The sequence below is a fragment of the Chitinophaga varians genome (genome assembly GCF_014529945.1).
Lineage (GTDB): Bacteria > Bacteroidota > Bacteroidia > Chitinophagales > Chitinophagaceae > Chitinophaga > Chitinophaga varians.
In genome coordinates this window covers 1,376,257-1,396,441 of record NZ_JACVFB010000001.1, presented here as the reverse complement: position 1 = coordinate 1,396,441, position 20,185 = coordinate 1,376,257, and the positions used below count along the sequence as shown (strand labels likewise).

12 protein-coding genes are annotated in these 20,185 nt (G+C 51.4%); 1 reads left to right on the top strand and 11 read right to left on the bottom strand.

The window, feature by feature from the left end; translation table 11 throughout:
• Nucleotides 1-17: 17 nt before the first annotated feature.
• From ICL55_RS05165 to ICL55_RS05120, 10 genes are all read right to left on the bottom strand, one after another.
• A complete protein-coding gene (locus tag ICL55_RS05165; RefSeq protein WP_188094969.1) occupies nucleotides 18-2,294 on the bottom strand; it encodes a family 20 glycosylhydrolase in 2,277 nt (758 codons plus the stop codon).
• A 94-nt stretch (nucleotides 2,295-2,388) separates the two neighbouring features.
• Nucleotides 2,389-2,994: a pseudouridine synthase gene (locus ICL55_RS05160; protein ID WP_188094968.1), complete on the bottom strand. Its 606-nt coding sequence runs from the start codon at nucleotides 2,992-2,994 to the stop codon at nucleotides 2,389-2,391.
• A gap of 21 nt (nucleotides 2,995-3,015) precedes the next feature.
• A complete protein-coding gene (locus ICL55_RS05155; protein WP_188094967.1) occupies nucleotides 3,016-3,483 on the bottom strand; it encodes a hypothetical protein in 468 nt (155 codons plus the stop codon).
• Nucleotides 3,484-3,601: 118 nt separating this feature from the next.
• On the bottom strand, nucleotides 3,602-8,632 hold the full coding sequence (locus ICL55_RS05150; RefSeq protein WP_188094966.1) for a DUF4132 domain-containing protein: 5,031 nt from the start codon (nucleotides 8,630-8,632) through the stop codon (nucleotides 3,602-3,604).
• 60 nt (nucleotides 8,633-8,692) lie between these two features.
• Entirely contained in the window at nucleotides 8,693-9,118 is a 426-nt protein-coding gene (locus tag ICL55_RS05145) for a hypothetical protein (protein ID WP_188094965.1), read from the bottom strand.
• 69 nt (nucleotides 9,119-9,187) lie between these two features.
• On the bottom strand, nucleotides 9,188-9,577 hold the full coding sequence (locus tag ICL55_RS05140; RefSeq protein WP_188094964.1) for a hypothetical protein: 390 nt from the start codon (nucleotides 9,575-9,577) through the stop codon (nucleotides 9,188-9,190).
• A 1-nt stretch (nucleotide 9,578) separates the two neighbouring features.
• Complete coding sequence (locus tag ICL55_RS05135; RefSeq protein ID WP_188094963.1) at nucleotides 9,579-10,115, bottom strand: YceI family protein; 537 nt, start codon at nucleotides 10,113-10,115, stop codon at nucleotides 9,579-9,581.
• 89 nt (nucleotides 10,116-10,204) lie between these two features.
• Complete coding sequence (locus tag ICL55_RS05130) at nucleotides 10,205-15,592, bottom strand: T9SS type A sorting domain-containing protein (protein ID WP_188094962.1); 5,388 nt, start codon at nucleotides 15,590-15,592, stop codon at nucleotides 10,205-10,207.
• A gap of 21 nt (nucleotides 15,593-15,613) precedes the next feature.
• The gene (locus ICL55_RS05125; RefSeq protein WP_188094961.1) at nucleotides 15,614-17,407 is read right to left on the bottom strand and encodes a hypothetical protein; all 1,794 of its coding nucleotides are present in this window, start codon (nucleotides 17,405-17,407) and stop codon (nucleotides 15,614-15,616) included.
• A gap of 121 nt (nucleotides 17,408-17,528) precedes the next feature.
• Nucleotides 17,529-18,077 carry an alpha/beta fold hydrolase gene (locus ICL55_RS05120; protein WP_188094960.1) on the bottom strand — a complete coding sequence of 183 codons (549 nt, stop codon included), beginning with the start codon at nucleotides 18,075-18,077 and terminating at the stop codon, nucleotides 17,529-17,531.
• A gap of 209 nt (nucleotides 18,078-18,286) precedes the next feature.
• On the opposite strand from ICL55_RS05120, the gene endOF3 reads away from it, so the two are divergent.
• Entirely contained in the window at nucleotides 18,287-19,273 is a 987-nt protein-coding gene (gene endOF3 / locus ICL55_RS05115; protein WP_188094959.1) for an endo-beta-N-acetylglucosaminidase F3, read from the top strand.
• On the opposite strand, the gene ICL55_RS05110 is transcribed toward endOF3, so the two are convergent.
• A complete protein-coding gene (locus tag ICL55_RS05110) occupies nucleotides 19,270-20,181 on the bottom strand; it encodes an ADP-ribosylglycohydrolase family protein (RefSeq protein ID WP_188094958.1) in 912 nt (303 codons plus the stop codon). The genes endOF3 and ICL55_RS05110 overlap by 4 nt on opposite strands.
• Nucleotides 20,182-20,185: the final 4 nt, after the last annotated feature.

Sequence of the window (20,185 nt, the reverse complement as noted above, 5' to 3'; positions counted from 1 at the left end):
TATCATGGTCACCACACTTATAATTTTTGGAGCGGGCCGTCTTTCACGCTATACTCCAGTTTCAGCGTGTATCCGCCGCCGCCTTCCACAAAATCTACTTTCAGCGGGTGCCAGCCTTTTTCCAAAGCTACCTGGCCGCTTTTCTGTAAAGGAGCATGCCAGCCATCGTTGTTCACCACCGTTTGGTTGTCGATATAAAGCATACCGCCGTCATCACAGGTGAGATAGAAACTGTAGATGGCCGTTTCCGGCGCATAAAAATAACCCTGCAGGCGGGCGCCGAAGGCTTCGCCATGGCCCAGCCCCTCCGGGATGATCACCTTGTCGGTATGCAGCGTACTATCCGGTGTAGCCTTTATTTTAGCCGTGGTTTTGAATGCGCCTTTGAAATAGTCCAGCTGAAAGCCTGTCGTAGCCGGCTTGTTGGCCAATGCTTTAGCATACGCCTCCTGACGGTAACGAAGGGTGTATATGTCCCCGCGGTTGCCCATCGGGCTGAAAGCCGCCAGCTTAAAGGTTTGCGGAGCCGTTACCGGCAACGCCGCCGGCAAAACGGGCGACTGTGGGCCGGGAATGGAACCGTCGGTAGTGTAACGTATAGTCATGCCGGTTAAAGGAGCCTTTACTTCCAGCATGCCTTTATCGACAAATACATTGTCTTCTGTAAAGCCTTCCAGGTCAGGTAAGCGGTAATGTACGCCCAGCTGATCGAGGCGGGCAAATTGTTCGTTTAACCGTTGGAGGTAGTTGTCATAATGCTGCCGGTGTGTCCATAATACCTCGGCGAGGGCGGTCATACGGGGCATGAACATATAGTCCGCACGTTTCTCGGAAGGGATGTACTCCGTCCAGATATTTGCCTGTGCGCCCATGATCGTTTTCGCTTCCGTGGCGGAGAGGCCTTTGGGCACCGGTTCAAAGTGGTATACATTGCCGAGGGAGTTCCGGTCGGGAGTAGCGTCGAAGTAGAGCGGATTGCCGGGCGTCATGATCACCTGATTGCCGTGGCGGGCAGCTTTCACCGGAGCGTCGGGCACCCAGGCGCGCCAGTACATGAGGATGGCCGTGGGACTGATACCGCCTTCCAGGATCTCGTCCCAGCCGATCAGCACTTTGCCCTTGCTATGGAAGAATTTCTCCATTCTTTTAACGAAGTAGCTCTGCAGCTCTTCCACACTTTTCAGGTTGTTGGCCTTCATCACTTCTGCGCAGCGCGGTGAGGCAGCCCAGCTGGTTTTCTCCACTTCATCGGCGCCGAGATGCATGTATTTAGAGGGGAAAAGCGCTGCTATCTCCGTATATACGTCTTCTGCAAAACGGAAAGTGCTTTCGTTACACGGACAGACAGGCGTAGAGAAATCCTTGCCCCAGCCGGATTTACCGTCGCAGGTCAGGAAAGGATAGGCGCGGATAGCGGCCATCATATGGCCCGGCATATCTATTTCCGGGATGATCTCTACGTGGCGGGCCGCCGCATAGGCGATGATGTCTTTCATCTGGGCCTGCGTATAGAAGCCACCGTAGAGGGTTTTACCATCTTTATGGATAACATGCTCCTGGTCGATCTCCATGTCCGGGTTCTCTTTGGCTTTCTGCATGCAAACAGAATCCTGGTTGTTCCATTCTCTCCAGGCGCCTACGGAAGTCAGCAGGGGATATTTTTTGATTTCGATGCGCCAGCCCTGATCGTCCGTCAGGTGCAGGTGCAGTTTGTTCATCTTATACAGCGCCAGCAGGTCGATGAATTTCTTCAGATAGCTGACAGAGAAAAAGTGGCGGGACACGTCGAGGTGCATGCCGCGCCAGGCATATACCGGATGATCTGTCAGCTGCATAGCCGGAATGGCCACCGACCGGAGGTTGCCGGTAGTGCGGCCTTCGATGGTGGCCGGCATCAGCTGTCGCAGCGTAACGATGGCCCTGAAAAAGCCGGCCGGTGATTTAGCGCCAATCTGCAACTGCTGCGGCGTTACCTGCAGGGTATAATCTTCCTCCCCTGCCAGCGTCAGGTCCTGCTTCAGCACAATAGCGTTGCCGGAAGCGATGGTAGCTGTTTTCAGCGTAGTGCCAATACCCTGTTTCACCAGTGCCTGCAGCTGTGCCGCCTCATTGGCAAATGGGCGCGCATTAGCAGGCAATACCAGGCGGGTATTGCCGGTAATGGTAAAGACTCCCTCCATCGGGACCAGCTGCTGCGGATAAGGAATAATCGGATAACGTTTTTCCTGGGCACGGGCGGAATGAAGCCCCATGCCCAACGCCAAAGACAGCGTCAGAACGAAAACTCTTCTCATAAAAAATTCTTGTTATAGCATGATTTCCAACAAGCAAACCTAACAAGAAAAGAAGGCGCTTCCTAATGGGATATTCCCATTTTCGGGTCTTATTTTATAGGTCGGTCGCTAATTTCAGGCGCTCGAAGAAGGTGGTTTCATCCAGCTCCCTTACCTCTCCCGGTTGCATATCCCCCAGCTCCATGTCTTCAATAGACACACGGATCAGACGCTGGCAGCGGTGATTGAGCGCGCCTACCATTTTGCGCACCTGATGGTATTTGCCTTCCGTGAGGGTGATCAGCAACCAGGTATGCGGCGCGCGCTCCGGTGTTTCCGAAGGACGGAGCAACAAGCCGGCGGGCCTGGGTACAATAGATGCTTTATGAGGTACCGCCATATATTCCAGCTGCCCCGTAATAGGGATCCGGACACCTGTTTGCAACCGTTGTAATGTCTCCGGCAACATATGCCCTTTGACCCGTACGAGATAGGTACGCTGGTGTGGCCGTTCTCCCTGAAACAGCAACCGGGTTATTTTTTTGTTGGTCGTGAGCAGCAGCAATCCTTCCGAATGGTTGTCCAGCCGGCCGATCGCATGCGTCCCTTCCGGAAATTGAAAATCCAGATCACCCAGCAGATTCACTTTGTCTTTATCAGAACTGATGAACTGGGAGACCATGTCATATGGTTTGTAGATAATGAAATAACGGTGCCTCATGTGGCTGCAAATTGGCACAATTCAGCGGAATTTCCATAAAGGCTTTCCCGGGGGCGGCTCCGGGCGGGACAATGCAGGTGATTGGGTATATAAAGGTTCGTTGGATAACAGTCCCAGCATCACCGGCGTGCCGGCCAACTGAAACGGCATCCCCGCATAAGGCTGGGCCAGTATCACCCGATGCTGATAGTTTTTATCGTAGAGGACGAACATAAACGCTTCTCCCGAGATCTGCATTTTATCATCGGTGTACAGGGCATCTTTCACGTAAACAGCATACAGAGGATCGTTTTCGCGGAGGCGTTGATCAAACCAATCGTCTGCTGTGGGGAGGCAGGGCGCCTCTTCCATTTGCTGTCCTTCGGCATTCACCAGCAACAGAACAGGGCTCAGGGAGGCAGCGTGGTTATTTTTCAAACCGGCCACATATTCCAGCATTAGCGAAAAATGGTTCATCAATTCATTGGAAACATCCTGTAGTCCCTGCATAGCAGACAGTATTAGGCTTACGTCCTGACTGGTAAAAACCAAACATACAGAATATTACTGATAAAAAAACGATCATTAAAAACCCCGGGCTAATGCCCGGGGCTACCAATTGTTTATCTTAATGATGTGATAGTTGTTCCAGAACAGTAGGATCTTGTATTTCATGGTCCCTTGCCAATAACAGCACTTTGGAGATCAGCTCTGCTGACTTCGGGTCTTCGTCCACAAACGGGAGGAAAATCCGGCCTCTGTGCTGGGAGTGGACGGGCAGAATAGAAATATATCTTCCCGGCAACTGATGCACTACCGCGCTTCCCAGGTGCACGCTGTATTCGCCTAATTTACCTTTGATGGTGGCGTGATTACCGTTCACCTTCACGTTCGGGAGCTTAAAGAGCCGGACGGTTTCTTCCAGCAACACCTTTCTCATTTCAATGGAAGAGTGGCTGGCTTCCGGATCTACCCCGCCCACATGGGCTACGCTCACCACGAGGTCCAGATCGCGCATCACTTCACTGAAGATCAGCGGAGAAATATCTTTAAACGCTACCGGCGTATATGTTTTAAGATCGTGGAACTTAATCGTCTCCAGCGTGGGGCTTTCCACTTCCGCTGGTGAGAACCAATCGGCCATCGCATATATTTTGGCGACGAAGCCTTCCTTGTGAAACACTTTCTGCAAGCCCTCCTCGTAGTCCACTTTCCAGCCTCTGGTTTTGAGCAGGGCGGCTGTCTGTGTGGGCTGCACCTGATGACCGGCATAACGGCGGGACACCGACACCTCTTTCAGTTCATCTTCCAGCGGCACGTACAGCTCCCGGAAAATCTGTTTGAACGGCTGCTGAACAGACTTCTCAAAGCAGTAGCGCTGATAATCGCTCCACACGCCTGCCTGATGCAGGTCGCTGCTATGTGCAATGCGGATGGCATCTTTGGCGGTGAGCTTCGTCGCTTTTCCGTTGGCGTCTGTGAGGCTGCCGCTGTGATAGAAGCCGTGCGCCTTATCGGTGATGAACACCAGTTTTTCCAGATGTTTGGCAATCACCGGATGTTCAAACAGCGTGGAGATTTCCTCAAAAGTAAACACATCGCCGCGTACCATGGCATCTTCCAGTCCTTTGCGGGAACGGCGGAACTGCTCACGCAGCGTTTTCCGGTACTCGTTCAGCTCCTCTACTTTCTTATCCTTTTTGTATTTCGGAGGAACAGCCTTTAACTGCTTATCCCCTTTGAAGGCCACCACATCAGCCTGACCTTCTTCGTCTATCACCAGTCCAATCATCACGTCGTCGTACTGCACCTGTGTTTCTTTAGACAGAATGCCCTGCACCTGCCGGGTTTCCATGGCCCACGTCAGTCGCTGCGGATCTGCATAACCTGCGTTACGCGCCAGGTTTTCCATGGCAATTCTCAGTGCCAGCGCTTCGCTGGATTGTTTCTGTGCGCCAAACTGGCGACTTTCTTTTTTAAACTGCTGAAGATATTCATAGCGGGCCAATACGTCTTTTTCCGGATTGGTTTTGCTCAATGGTATCAGGCCATAGAGGCGCAGGTAATCCTGATCACGCTTTTCTTTTACCTTCTGCGTCACTTCCTTGATCTTCAGGTCGCCGGTGATAACGTCAGCGTATAAACGCGCACGACGGTGCGCATTACCATCACTGATAAATTTGGCCGCTTCGTATACGATAGCCCAGCGTTGTTTGCCCAGTTCTTTATAGGCTTTTACAAACCAGTCTTTGTCTACCGCGCCATCTTTAAAGTCTTGCAGGTCTACCGCAGAATAACGGGCAATTTCACTTTCCGCTTCCGCATTTTGTTCATTGCCGGCTGATTTGGTATGGGCGTGCATCCACCAGATGGCGGAGTCCAGTCCTTTCCAGCCCAGGTGCTGGCTCACAAACTTTTGCCACTGTGGCGCGTAGACGGCAGCTTCTATCAGCTGTGCTTCCGTCAGTTTGACTTTCTTCACCGTTTCATCGAACAGCTCCCGGGTATCTTCCGGCAATGGGAAACAGCATTTCAGCAGCAGGCTGAATACTTTCTGTTTGCTCATGGCTTCGGTGTTATAGGTATAGACATACCCACGATTGAGCGTTGTTTTCCCGAGGCCGGCCCATATTTCACCAAAACGTTTAACGCCGTAAATAGCTCCCAGCACCTGCACCATATGGGTTACAGGCGTAGCGGAGTCTCCCCTTTTCAGTTCAATATCGAGGAAATGCTCCCTGACCTTCAGGAACATCTTTTCGAGGAAGGGATGTTGCTCAAAGTAGTGGTCTTTGTTTTTGCCTTTGCGGCTGCCGGACAACGTACGCATGTTCTCCGGGCTGATCAACCCGCGGTACATCTCACTTTCAGATATTATCCCGGCTTCAAATGCGCTGATGAATACCTGCAATGGTGGCAGATAACCTGGCGCCATTTCCGGCAAACCGGAGAACTGCCGCCAGTGGTAAAGGTTCCAGCAATCTTCTATCAGCTGCTTGTCGGTGGGCATCGTATATAAATACTCCAGAAAACTTCCGATCTTCGAAATGCTTTGCCAGCCCGTCACACCATGATAAGCTTTTTGTCTGAACTGTAGCAATTCCGGGGACAACGCATTAAACACCCGTTTACAGCCTCCTAAAAGAAACGCTTCCCGTTGTTCAAACGGATGAATTAACTGAAGAACGCTGGCCACTTGCCGTACCGGGTGATTGTAGTATTGATAACGACGATTGTTACTCAGCGTTTCCGGTAGTACGTTTTCGTAAACGGGCAGGAACTGTTTCATGATAGCTCCCCCATCCCCTTCATGCTCCATGTTATGCGCGAGGTTCATCAGGGAAGTCAGTAAGAAAATATCCCGTGGCGTAAGGCCGCTTTCCTGATACCAGGCCTCCCATACTTCCGGCAGCGGATAGTACGAATATTTCTCTTCGTCAGAAGTGAACTTATAGGTGTATATCTTGCGGTTCTGGAAGCTGTTGCTCAGCAGCACCATGGATTTGGAATTGTCATAGTTCTCCACTTCGTATTCGTAAGTGGCATGTTGCTGAAACAAATCAATGAGTTTAGTGAACTGTTCATGCAACTGCTCCAGGGGCATCGAGAAGCCGTAAGGCCCTTCCGCCAGGCATTTGCCATAGTAATCGTTGGGATCTGCCGGCGGTAGTATTACCGGCGAGATAGCAGCCGGGTCATATAATCCGTAGCCAGTCTCCGCAGAGTAAGACAATACATTGTTGTCTTCCGAAAGTTGTGATAATAATATTTCTTCTTTCTGGGAGACATTTTTTCTTTCTCTGAAAGTGGTGATCCATCCGGCACGCTGTGTAGCGAGACGATTACCTTTTTGGAGACGCAGCGCGATATCCAGTCCACCGAGGCGTTGCTCCACATCGCCCTGCAGGAGCTTCTCTGTTACCGCGGTCACGATATCGTCCTGCTGGCTCAGCACCATGTCGATTGCCTTGCTCCTTACGGAGGCGCCTTTACGTTTTAGTATATCCGTAAACGTTTCCATTTCCGGCAGCGTAAATTGCTGGCCATGGAGGGCGTTAAATGCAATAGACACCACATATTCTCCTCTGTCTTTCAGCAGGCGCAGCGCGAAGTTTCGCTGAAATGGCGTCAGCGGCCCCTGTTTTTCCTCCTGTTGGTGGCTATACGGAGAATACCCTTTCAACAGGCTACGGGACAGTTGTTCACGCAGGGAGACATTCATCTCATCAAAATACCCCAACACCATCTCCAGCCTGTCTTCCCGGTCATTGATCATTTTGATCATCGCATCGAACACGTTGTTACGTTCATATTTGATGGTCAGCCACGAGAATATATTTCCTTCAAATGTTTTTTCCTTTTCTTTTACCTGTTGAATGATGGCATGGAGCCTGTCGAACAGCTCAGGGAAGTAGGTATCATAATGGGCTGCGTTATAGTGGACCTTGTTGTTGATGATCACCACTGCTCTGGCTATTACGGCCAGGTCGGTATCCAGCAGGCCTCTATAGGCAGCCGGCATGTCTACATTATAGTAACTGGTTTCCACGGCGAACTTCAATGCCAGGGAGCGTTTTTCAGCGCTCTTGTCTTCCAGCAGTTGAAATACCAGCGGTGGCGTAGCCATGACATCCAGTACGCCCAGCGCCCACAGCGCCATATATACCTCTGTATTATTTTTGCTTTTTACGGCCGCAGGGATGGTGTTAGGCGCCTCGAGATATTCCAGGCCTTTTTCCAGGAAAGTACGGACGGTGGTTTCTTTTTCTGCTTCCCAGAAAAGACCGGCCCATACGTCCAGTGCCCGAACAACAGACGAGAAGCGGGTCAGCTTATTGTCCAGTACTACTTTGAGCATGTATTTCAATGCGCCTACCGACGTTTCATCCAGTGATTCCATCACAGCCTGGCGCAGCCCCTCCTGCCGCTGCGCGGCGAGGAGCAGCTTTTCCACCAGTTCCCACGCCGCCTGCTTGTTGCTGGTCAGCAGCGCTTTGATCAGCACGCGGCTCACCTTTCCATTCGGATCTTTATTATAGATAATATCTTCACATGCTTTAAAGAAGGATTCATTGCCCAGATCGATAGCGGCGGCCCATACACGGAATAAAGCTACCTCCAACAGTTGTCCTTCGCAACGCAGCTGTTCCTCCAGGGTCAGGTCAAAGCAGATGAATTCCACTTTAGGATAGTAGGAAAACTGGTGAGCCTGAGGGATAGCCTGCCGCAGGAATTCCAGCTGTAGCACGAAATGGACCTCAGGATCGCCCGGTGCCCGGAAAGAGCGACGAGCGTAACCTGTCTGGTACATCTGATAAGGTATCTGATGCCAGGCATGTTTAACACAGGCGCCTGTTTCCTTGCCGAAGAGGTATTCCAACAGGTTGGCGCCTTCCGCCGTGTCCCAGAAACCGCTTTTCAGCAGTTCCTCCAGGCGGACATATTTCTCGTCCTTATAGGTAATTGCAAATGTTTGGTAGTAGCCATGTTGCTTTTCACGCGCCAGCAGTTCGTTGAGCAGGATCAACACTATTTCGGCGGTGTCCTTTGTCAGCAGCGGATGTGTGGTTTCGCCGCTGTAAACGGCTTTCAGGTCGGTGACCAGATTTTCGATGTAATGGGGTTTAGTCCTGGTCTTCAGGAATTCTTTAACGTCCATGGTCAAACAAATTAAGGTATGGTAATCGGGTTAAAAAATGAATGTCGGCATCAATGTTTTTTACCAGAAACTACCGGCGAGGAAGGTCAGCCGGATGAAGGTAATCACGGTTTCGGGATGTAGTACAAAGGTACGATCAAGCCCCTGTAACTCCTCCTCATCGGCGAAAACAGCGAACAGTCCATCTTCATAAGCCAGCATCGCTGTCTCCTGTGCTTTGGCCAGATCGGCTTTATTTTCGTTGTAGATACTGCCAAAGCCCACCTTTCCGGTGCCTGTTTGGTCGGTAATCTGTTCCCGGGAGAGAAAGGGCAAAAGATTTTTCTCTAAAGGCTTGTCGTTATAGGCAGTCACCTGTTGTTTGACAACAGCTGCCAGCAAGGCGCGGAGTGACGGGTTAACGGGCAAATCATCTATGACAATCTTTTGTTTCTCTATCAGCGCGTGTTTTCTGCCAGCTTGCCTGGCATTAATAATCAGGTCCATTCTATAGTCTTATCGGTACACAAACAAAGTTCAGTAGCGAAGATAGGAATACCGGCCGAACATCAAAAGTTATTTTTTAATGGTCCACCATGGCTGTAAGGCCAGCCAGATAAGGGCCGGCAACAGGTGCATGGGCGCTGTCAGGCCGGGGAAAAGCTCCGGCGCGGGGATATCCAGCGGAAGGCTGACCACAAAAGGGATAGCGGCGCTGCCTACCGAAAACAACACCAGCCAGCCATTGAAACTACGGGGCACTTCTCCTTTCCAACGTTCCAGCAGCCAGCAGACGATCATCATCACCATTGCAGCGCCTATGTTGGCGCTGACGATGGCCGCTGCCGGCGCCACCCGGGAAAAATCCACCCCCAGCGCCGTCTGGTAAAAAACGGCGTACCCCACGGACAATGCTGCCGCGATCAGGCCGGTGGCCATGCCACACCGGAAAAGTACAGGTCGCATATTATTTGGCAGTAACAGGAACGGTTACTGTAAGATGGGTATAATCGGATTCATCGCCCCGGGGAGTAGTAATGCCAAAGTCGCCGCGGTTGACTTTAAATGCCCCCTGGAAAACGCCTTTATCACCATTACGAGTGAAAGTAAAGGGAATGGTGAAAGGCTTTTTAATGCCGTGCATATCGAGCGTACCTTTCGCATCATAACCGGCAGCGGTTTTTACCACTTCGGAAGAAACAAAATGAATGTAGGGATACTTGTCCACGTCGAACCATTTCTCGCCCCGGGCATGGCGGTTTTTGAGGCCGTTGCCGGTATTGATGGAAGATACGTCCACCAGCACATCGAACTTTGCGGAAGCGGGGTCTTTTTCATCAAATATGACGGAGCCTTTCATAGACTCAAAAGCACCATCTGCATACTTACCGGTGAATTTGATGGAATATCCGCTGCTGATCTTCCAGTTTTGGGTAGTGATAAAGGTAAAAGCAGCCATCAGCATTACCAGCAAGGCAGCTGCCGGGTAAAGGATCTTTTTCATGAGTAACAGTTTGTGTTTGCAGGGCAAAAATAAAGCCGGCTTTGATACAAAGCCGGCTTAAAGTTACGTGATTTATAAGAGTTTAGCGGCTAACGACTAATAATAAACCGTACATCCCTGCTCTCATTTTCCGTTACCACCCGCAGGATAAAGATACCGTTGTTGACGCTTCCCAGCGCAATGCGGTCGTCTATCTGTAACGCGGGACTGTACGGCTGTTTCGCCAGGATACGTCCGTTCAGGTCGAAGACGGACACCAGCACCTGTTGTTTGCGTTTCAGTTTTATCTGGAAACGGAAATTGCCATCATTGGGATTGGGCGACAGCATCACCGTATCTATCACGGAAACGGGCACCGTGTACGAAGGACCGGCGAGCGGGTCATAGGCGCTGATCTGGATATCTTTGCGCAGTTGGTAGGTACATTCCCCGAAGGTGGCTTTCATGGCCACCCAGTAGGCACCGGCTGTTGTGAATTTGATCAGCGGCGTACCGTGATCGTAGCCCAGGAGAATAGCCTGCGGATCGAATGTCCAGCTGACGAAGTCTGGTGCGGGCACACTGATTTCCTTGATCACCAGCGTATCGTAGGCATTTTTCCGGGAGGCCACGAGGAAGTTCACATCCGGCTTCACATTTCGTTTAGTGATGCTCGTTGTGCCGGCAGCGCCGCAGCCGCGGGCATCCTGTACCTTCATCGCATACTCCCCTGCGCCGAGGTTAGCGAAACTGTTGGTATTGGTCCATGCACCGTTGTTCAGCGCATATTGATAAGGCAGCGTACCGCCCAGTACGGTGGCTTCCACGGTGCCGTCATCTACCCCATCGCATATCTGCGATGCGGTGACGGTGAGCCCCAGCGCTGCCGGTTGCGCCACCTCGTAGCTGTAGGACTGGCCACAGCCTTTGCCGTCCGTGACTTTAACGGTATAACTGCCTGCGGTGATGTTTTGTGCCTGGGCGCCGCTCACGCCAGCGTTGCTCCATTGATAATTATAGCTGCCATCGCCGCCGGAGGGCTGCAACACGATAGCGCCATTGGCCTCGCCGTAACAGCGTACGGGCGTTACCGTAGCCGTGGCCGTTACCGGCGGGTACATTTCTTTCACGGGGGTGACCACCGTCGCCGCGCAACCGTTTACGTCTTTTACCGCCAGCGTATAGTTGCCCACCGGCAGCGCGCCAAATACCGGCGATGCCTGTGGTGTTCCGTTATTCATGGTATAGGCATAAGGGGTGGTACCACCAGTCGTTTGCAGCGTAATGCTGCCGGTAGGGATACCGCCGCAGGCCAGATGGGTAACGTCGGATACGGCCAACGATACGGGTGCTGCCGGTTGTTGCAACACGATGTTTTTCGTGATTTCACAACCGCGGCCGTCTTTTATTTTAACGGCATAGTTACCTGCCGGCACAGTGGTATACTGCGATTTTCCCGTATAGGCGCCGCCGTTAACACTGAATAAATATCCCTGATAGCCGCCGTCATTGCCACCGGAGGCCACGAGGCTGAAGGCGCCGTCCGACAGACCATAACAGGAGATCTGCATGCCATGAAAATCGCTCGTAGTGGCGGTAGCTGCCAAAGGCGCCGTAGGTGCGGTAATAGATACGGCATTGCTGACAGCGGAATAACACCCAATGGCATCTTTTACCCGGATGGTATAACTACCTGCCACCAATGGTGTTGTATTGGCAAACGACGTATAGTTGCCACCGTTGAGGGCATATTCATTCACCAGCTGACCGCTGCCACCATGGGCCTGCACCTGAATGGTGCCGGAGGTACCGAAACAAATGATGTCGTTTCGGGTAATATTGTCAATAGTGATAGCCGGGTTCACAGAAAGGACCTGTACAGCCAGTGTATTACCGCAGCTATTGGCATCCCGCACCGTGACAGTATAATTGCCGGCAGTAAGGCCGGAAAACACCGTACCCGCCTGCCAATCGGTGCCATTCAGGCTGTATTGCAAAACGCCGGTACCACCGCTGCCGGCTACCGTGATGCTACCACCCGGTATAGCGGCGCAACGCACATCCTGCTTGCTGACCAGCTGTATGCTTAAGGCCTGTGCAGATTCAGTAAACTTATAACTCAGGGTAGTCGTACAATTCCGACCGTCTTTCACGGTGAACTGATGCATGCCCGCTTTGATACCGGTGATCAGGGACGAGGGACCGAAAGCCCCATTGTCTATCGCATAGGTATAACCACTGTATGCCGCTCCATTACCACCGGTAGCGGTCAGTTGCACAGCACCATTGTCGCCACCGGCACAGGAAATATTATATCCGTTGTAGTCAGAGAATACGCCGGAGAGCAACAGCGGCGCCGACGGTGTTGTAATAGTGAGCTGCTGGTTGTAACGCAGGCTGCATCCGTGGTTATCGGTCACTTTCAGCGCGTAAACGCCGGCCCCCAGTCCGCTCCCGCTGGTATAGGGTTTAGCGGTAGCCCAGTTATCGGTGCTCAGGCTGTATTGATAGTTACCGTCACCGCCGGTAGCGGTCATGGTGATGCTGCCGGTTGAACCGAAACACAGTATATCCTTTACCGTAGCGGCCGTGAAAGCCAGCGCCGGATACAGCGGTACGATGGTGAGTGTAGTATCTTTTGTACAACCATTAACATCAGTGATATGCAGCGTATAATTGCCTGCCGGCAGGTTGTTGGCCGTAGCGCCGGTGATCGTGGTGCCATTGAGCTGCCAGCGGTAAGGCGCTGCGTCACCCATGATATTAGTGGTGATGCTGCCGGTAGACTGCCCAAAGCAGGTCACATCCAGCTTGGTAGCGTTGATGCTCATTTGCGGCTGCGTTAAGGTAACGCTGCCGGACGTTTCGCAGCCACGGGCATCTTTTACACTGATCGTATAAGTACCTGCTGTTAAATCGGAAAACAAGCTGACCGATTGATATGTGCCGTTGTTCAGTTTATACTGATACCCCGTATAGGTGCCACCGTTACCTCCTGACGCCAGGATGGTGATTTTACCATCCGCGGCGCCGTTACAGGAAACCTGAAACCCGTTGTAGGCCGACAGCTGTGTAGTGAAACTCAATGGCGCCGCAGGAAGGCTTATATCATAGGCATTGGGCAGGTCCAGCGTGCAGCCCTTTCCATCCTTAATACGGAAATGATAACTGCCTGCCGTATGTACCTTACTGCCCGGTGTAAAGGCCGTATAGTCGGTACCGTTCAGGGTATAGAAGTAAGTATAGGTATTATCTCCCCCACTGGCGGAGATATTGATAGCTGCGCCATCCGCCAGGCAAACCGCCGGCGTGATCGTTGCGCCACCGGATTGCAGCGCCGGCAGCTCTGTAATGGAGACCACACTGGAAAGGACCGAGCAGTTGGTGGACTTACTATCGGAAACGGTTACACGATAGGTACCTGCACCCAGCGCGTCTATCTGTGTATCAGTATTAAACCAGAAAGGATTGGTGGTCCAGACGCCGCCTTTCAGCTGTTCCCATTTGTAGGTATAGAATCCGGAACCGCCGCCGGCCAGTGCTTTCACGACACCATCCTGCGCGCCGTTGCAGCTGATATTGGTGGTTTGCAGGTTTACCTGTAACGGTGTTGGTTCGGAGATGATCACTGTTTGGGAAATAGCGTCATTGCAACCGGCTACATTATTTTGTGCGATAACGGTGTAGGTACCGGCTTTTAATCCGTTAAAAGTACCGGTACTGTTGCTCACCGTAGGTATACCGGTCCGTTGCAGCACAAACACGTAGCTGCCGGAACCGCCGCTGGCGGAGTATTGCAGCGAGCCATCGCTGCCGCCGAAGCAGGTGACCATATTGAGGGCATCCTGTATTAAAGTCATTGCGGGCACAGCATTCAGGCTCACTGTTCCGGTCCACCCTGTACAGGAAGGATAGTCCATGTTCTTTATTTCCACGGAATAGTCGCCGTTGCTTAACCCTCCAAAGGTATAGTTCCGGGAAGTGGTGACAGCGCTCTGTTGCTGCAACACAGCGCCTTTATACAAATTGTACTGATAGTTGGTAACACCCGGATCGGCCACGATACTGATGCTGCCATTGCCCGGAGAGGTACAGGTGGGCTGTTGTGGCGTCAGCTGTCCCTTCACCTGTGGTGGTTGGGTAATAGTGGTCCCCACCGTTTTGATCGTGGAGCATGTTCCGTCTCTCACCTCTGCTACATAAACTCCGGCCGGTAGGCCTGTCCAGCTCATGGTATTGGCAGCTGCACGCTGTTCTGCGCGGAAAATATTGCCGTCTTTTCTCAGGGTAAAAAAGTAGCCGCTCTTAGCGCCGTTACCATCAGCAGCTGTTACCGCGATGGAGCCATCGCTGCCGCCGTAGCAGCTCACATTGGTGGTGGTGCCAAGGCTCTCCGACAACTCCGTTAATTCGGTCATCGTCACCGGAACCGGTGTAAAACAGTTCCCTGCATTGGCAGAGGGATTGATCACCCATAACGTATAATCACCTTTAGGGACGTTGGTGATGGATATGCCTCCGGCCACCGGTACTACGCCCTGGCTCCAGTCCTGCTGGTCGCCGCAGTTGGACACCGTGCCTGACAGGCCCGGGTCACAAGGTGTGCTACTGTTCCCTTTACGTAATATCCACCGCATCCCCGCAAAACCGCTTGTAATGGCGCTGGCAGGCAGGGTAATGGTGCCATTCGTTTGCCCGGGACAGTTAGGCACAATGGTCAGCTGGCTGGCATCTACCTTAGGCGAAGGTGGCTGAAAAGTGATCACCTTCGTACCGGGAGAATAGGGAGAATAACAATAAACGCTGCCGTACCTGATTTTAGCACGACAGCGGAACGTGATATTCGTAGTCCCGGCAGCAATCTGCGGAAACAGTTTCACCGGAATAAACCGGTATTCATAATACGTCGTAAAGCTATATTCTGAGGGAGGTAAATCTGTCCAGTCGTTAGGTGCACCGAGGCTGTACTGCCACTCTACGGCCATTTCACCATTAGAAATAGGAAACAGGTCCCAGTTACCGGGTGATTTGATACTGGTCAACTGATCGCCACAGATATTATTGGAGGCGGCTTCCACGGCATTGGGCGCAATCATCACATACATCAGTTTCACCTGATATCCGCTCTTATTTACATACGCCTGTGGGAAGTCCCGTCCCGATTGAATCCAAGCCTGGTCTACCGGATAACCGCTCTCCAGTGCGAAGGCAGTTGACATGGCACCATTGATATAAAAGTCCAGCTGAGGTGTATAATTGGTTTCCCCTCTGTAAGTACTCCCACTGCCTATAGGAGAATTACCATAGAGCGGGTATCTGTCGGGATTACCATAGATACCCATGGCCAGCGACCCATTGACGGGCGTTGCATTGCTGACGCTGAGGTAATAGGTGACCGGCTGGGGCAGCAACACGTTCTCGTTGATCTGACTGTACGCTAACTGGTACAGCCCCAGTAGGAAGATGTTTAAAAAGATGTATCGGTAGAACATTCTCATGAGCAGGGGCGGTTTCATTTATCAAAATGAATAGGTATAGTTAAGTGTACTGGTCAACTCATTGTATCCCGGTTGTGTGCCGCTGGCACTGCGTAGCAGCCACATCACTGATGCACCCACGTTGTGAGTACGTTTGTTGTTCAACAGTCTCCGTTTACTTTCCGTGCTTACGGACTCATTCCTGGATTTGGGTTTGGGAGAATAGTTGATCGTCAGACCGGTATTGAATACAGTGCTATTGCTGTTGTTTGTTACCCCCGTATTTTGGGAAGAAGCCTGTGTTATATTGTAGGTAGCGGTAACGCCTGTACGCAGTGTTTTATCCAGGTATTGTTTGTTGGCGCTCACACTCGGTCCCATGAAAGTCGTATTGAGTCCGGCGGCTGTATTGCGATAATAGTTCAATGCCCCGCTAAGCGACAATGCCCGTGGTTGCAGGCTGTAGGAGTAGCTCAGGTTAGACGTAAAAAATTTGCTAAGGTTTTCGACCGCATCTTTTGCCGTGCTTTTATCACTGGCATACTGATAGGAAGAATTCAGGGAGATGGAGTGCTGTACCTGTTTGGTACCGGTACGGTACATGATCATACCATTGTAGCTGTTGTTAACCTGATAAAAATCCAGCGTGTCCAGTGGATTATTGAAGTAGGGATCTATCAGTGGCCGCACGCGGGTGTAGTTGCTGAAGTTGGAATAGCCCCCATTGATGGCCCAGTGTTCATTTGGTACGATGTTGGCGTTGATATTGGCCACCAGTCGTTGCGCATCACTGCTTTTACTGTTATCGAGATTATTGACCTGCATCCCGGCATTGGCGGCGATATTCACCTTGCCACCGAACAGCTGAAAGGCCGGCGCCACCGTGATGTTGCGCATATCGTTCACGACGTTGTAGGCGCCCAGTGTTACGTAGTCCGGCGCTACCCTTTCGTAACGCAGCTGTATCGTATAAAAATTACCGGTGTATCCCAGCCCCGCCTGGATGGCATCAAAATAACGGGTGCTGCCGGTAGGCGACAGGAACTTACCAAGGAAGTTGGAAGTGCCTCTGCTACTGTCAACAGCGTTTTTTTCAGAGCGGATATCACGGTTAAGCGCAGACACGGAATACTCCACCTCCACGAAGACGCGCTTCAGCAGGTTTTGGCGGACATTAAACGCCATGGCCACGTTTTCACGGGGTGTGATGGTTGCATCGTCCGGGATATAGGGAATAGAAGAAGCTTTGTCTTTTGCTTTGAAAAGTGATACCGTATAGGCGTTGCCTTTATCTTCGTAGCCCATTTTCACGCCATAGCCTATACGTTCAAAAGCAGCACGGTTATAACTCTCCGGGTGTAGCACATCGAAAGGCACTGCTTTCAGCAGTTTGCCGTACATGGCAGACAGGCGCCATTTACCGGGTGTGAGCTCTACGCCTACCCCATCGAACAGATGCCCCGCCAGTGTGTAGTTACTGAACTGCATGCTGGTGGTACCGAAGTAAGCCCGCGCCCATTTATAGGAAGGTGCAAAACGAAACTGGTTAAACGGCTGGGAATAGTTACGGCCCTGATTACTGTAGCTAAAAGAAAAAGGCATATCGTAACCAAACAGGTTGATGTTGAGGTTACCATTGAGATACCAGGCAAACGGATCGCGGCGGCTGTCGATGCCGCTGGCCGTGTACGTGGTAGTGCTGGCGCTGATGGAGCCACTCATGGTCACTCCCTTTTTCACGCCCAGCTGGTCCAGGGCTTGTGACAGTGCAACAGTAGAAGTTAACAGCAACAACAGGACAGACAATGCTGCCAGGCAACAGTGCTTTTTACACATGGGTATAGGGATAGGGCTTAGTTATTTCATATCAAATATATATTTATTTTTAATTTATTAATATTATTTATTTATAAACAGGCATAGTATCTAATGATCAATTACTTATGTTCCCTAATATTTACAGTTTTTCTATGTCGGCAGCTACTATTGACAGATCATTATCAAACTGATGTCCTCCGGCAGACAGTTCACGAAAAACCGCCCAGGGTATTTGTTGCTGATAACGTTTAAAATGATCAAATGGCACTACCTCATCATCCTTGCATTGATAGAAAAAAACAGGGAGTTCTTTGGGCAATTTATCAGCAAAATGTTGCTGTAATTTGAGCGGCTGCACCCAATCCTGCGTCCCGCTCCAGAATGGCGGGGCTACCAGAAAAACGCCGGCAACACCCTTCCTGACGCTGTTTTCAGAAAGATATTTCAGTAACAGGGAAGCGCCGAGTGAATGTCCTGCTAAAATAAGAGCGTCCTGAGCGGCCACCAGCTCGTCGATCTGGCGTAGCCATTCCGGTGCAAAATCGGGAGCAGTTTCATCGGGGAGCATCTGCGGATAGTGCACGGTATAATTACTACCCAATGCTGTTTGCAGCGAGGCTACCAAAGGTTGATCCGCCTTATAGCCTCCGTTGCCTCCACCTTGTATGAATAACACTTCTTTCTTCATATTGATTAGGTTGATGTTAATTATCTTAGCATGTAATTATCTTAATTACTAAGATAATCAACATTGACACATTTGCCAATAAAAAAGTCGACGGCTGACGATATATTTTAAAACAATTACTCACTGCGATTGTATTTCCATTGTTTGTTTATTCTTTTCATATTCCAAACCCAATTCCACATTTTTTCAGCACTAAAAAAACCTAATCTATGCAGAAGTCCTCATTACTCACGCCGGTATGGGCAGGCAGTTTGTTGCTCTTAAGTTTGTTTGCCTGTAAGCCCAACACCGATGATCTTTCGAAACCGGCGAAAGTCCAACAGCAGGCATCCACGGAACTGACGCCGTCGCAGGTGTGTATCGCGTACTACATCACTGACGGCAGAAACCCCGGATTTAAACTGAAGGACATGCCCGACAGTGTAGACATGGTGGTCCTCTTCGGGCTTAAGTACTGGTCGCTCCGCGACACGACACAATTGGCTGCCGGCACCGGCATGATGGCCAACTTCACCTCTTACCAGGACCTGTATGCGCAGATCAGGCAACTACAGGCAAGAGGCATCAAAGTATTGCAGAACATCGACGATGAACAAAGCTGGCAAACCAATACGCCCGGCGGTTTTGCTTCTGCTAATGCCTTCGGCGACACGCTGAAGGCACTGTTGACAGACCGGATGAAACTGGACGGCATCAGTCTGGACGTAGAGCATTCCGGCGCCAAACCCAGTCCCATCCCACCGTTCCCGGGCTACAGCATCACCGGCTATTACAACTGGTACAGTGCCAGCATGGCTGCCAATACGCCATACCTCGCTGTAATAGGCTCTCTCGCCAGATACTTTGGCGTGGGCACTACCCAACAATTGCAGATCGCTTCCGGCGTAGACGTGTATGCATGGGGACCTATCATGAAAAATTATGGCAGCAAATTCAACTACGTGGGGCTACAGACTTACAATGCAGATACGAACAGGCTGCGTATCACCATGAAGTACCTCGTGGACTCCAACAAAGTAGCGGCCAACAGGGTACTCTTTGGTTCTTATGCCGAAGGCGGCACCAGTCAGGCTAAAGACGTCGTTACCGCCAAATGGGTTCCTGTTCAGGGGAAAAAAGGTGGTATGTTCATCTATACCTATAACTCCAATCTGCCTTATGCAGAGGCAGTGAAACGAGCGCTTAAATCCATCTAATTAAAAAGCAATTTTGTGGTATTGTTCAGTACCTGCTGCAGCCAGCCATATTCCGGCAAAGCCTGCAGCTGTTGCAACAAGGTGGCCGGCAGTCCGGTTGTCCCGGTGAGTGCGCCCGCTATCTGACCAGCAATGGCAGCATTGGTGTCTGTATCCCCACCGGCACCGATGACGGCTTCAAACATAGCATGCATGCCTGTTTGCGCCACGCGGGACGCTGCGAAAACGGCCAGCGGTACTGAATTCACCACATATCCATTGGTACCCAGGCGGGCAGCATCGGCGATCGAAAAAGCGGCGTCTTTCTCCTGCAATAGCAGCAACCTGTCCCTCACGCTTGTGTCGGGCAGTTGCGGCAGCAGTAACGCCAACAGATCGTTGCTGCCGTCCCAGGTGCCGTCCAGTGCGGCCCGTATAGACAGCACTACCGCCAACGCCCCTACGTAGGCTTCGTCATTACGATGGGTAATCCGGCAGATATCCCGGACCGTTTCTCTTGCATACACAGGCAGAAAAGCATAAGGCGCTATTCTCATGGCAGCGCCGTTGCCGGCAGCATATTCTCCCGTACGTCCTGCCTGGCTCCAGTGCGCGCCCACAGATAATTCCTGCAAAGCCTTTAGTGTGCTGGCCCCCAGTCCGGAGAAACGCCCGGAACGATAATACCGTAACATCATGGCTACCATCGCCTCCGGAGCCGGCATTTCCTGGTGCTGCAATGCTTCACAGGCAGCGAGAGTAAGCTGTGTATCATCTGTGAGCTCCCATTTCCCCGATGGCGCCGGTGGTTGGCCCCAATAATACGTAGCCGGATTTGCCGGCTGCGCATTTTCATAGCTGCTGCCCCATGCATCACCAATAGCACCAGCGAGTATACAGGCTTCAAAACGGTCCTTTACTGTCAGCATCCGC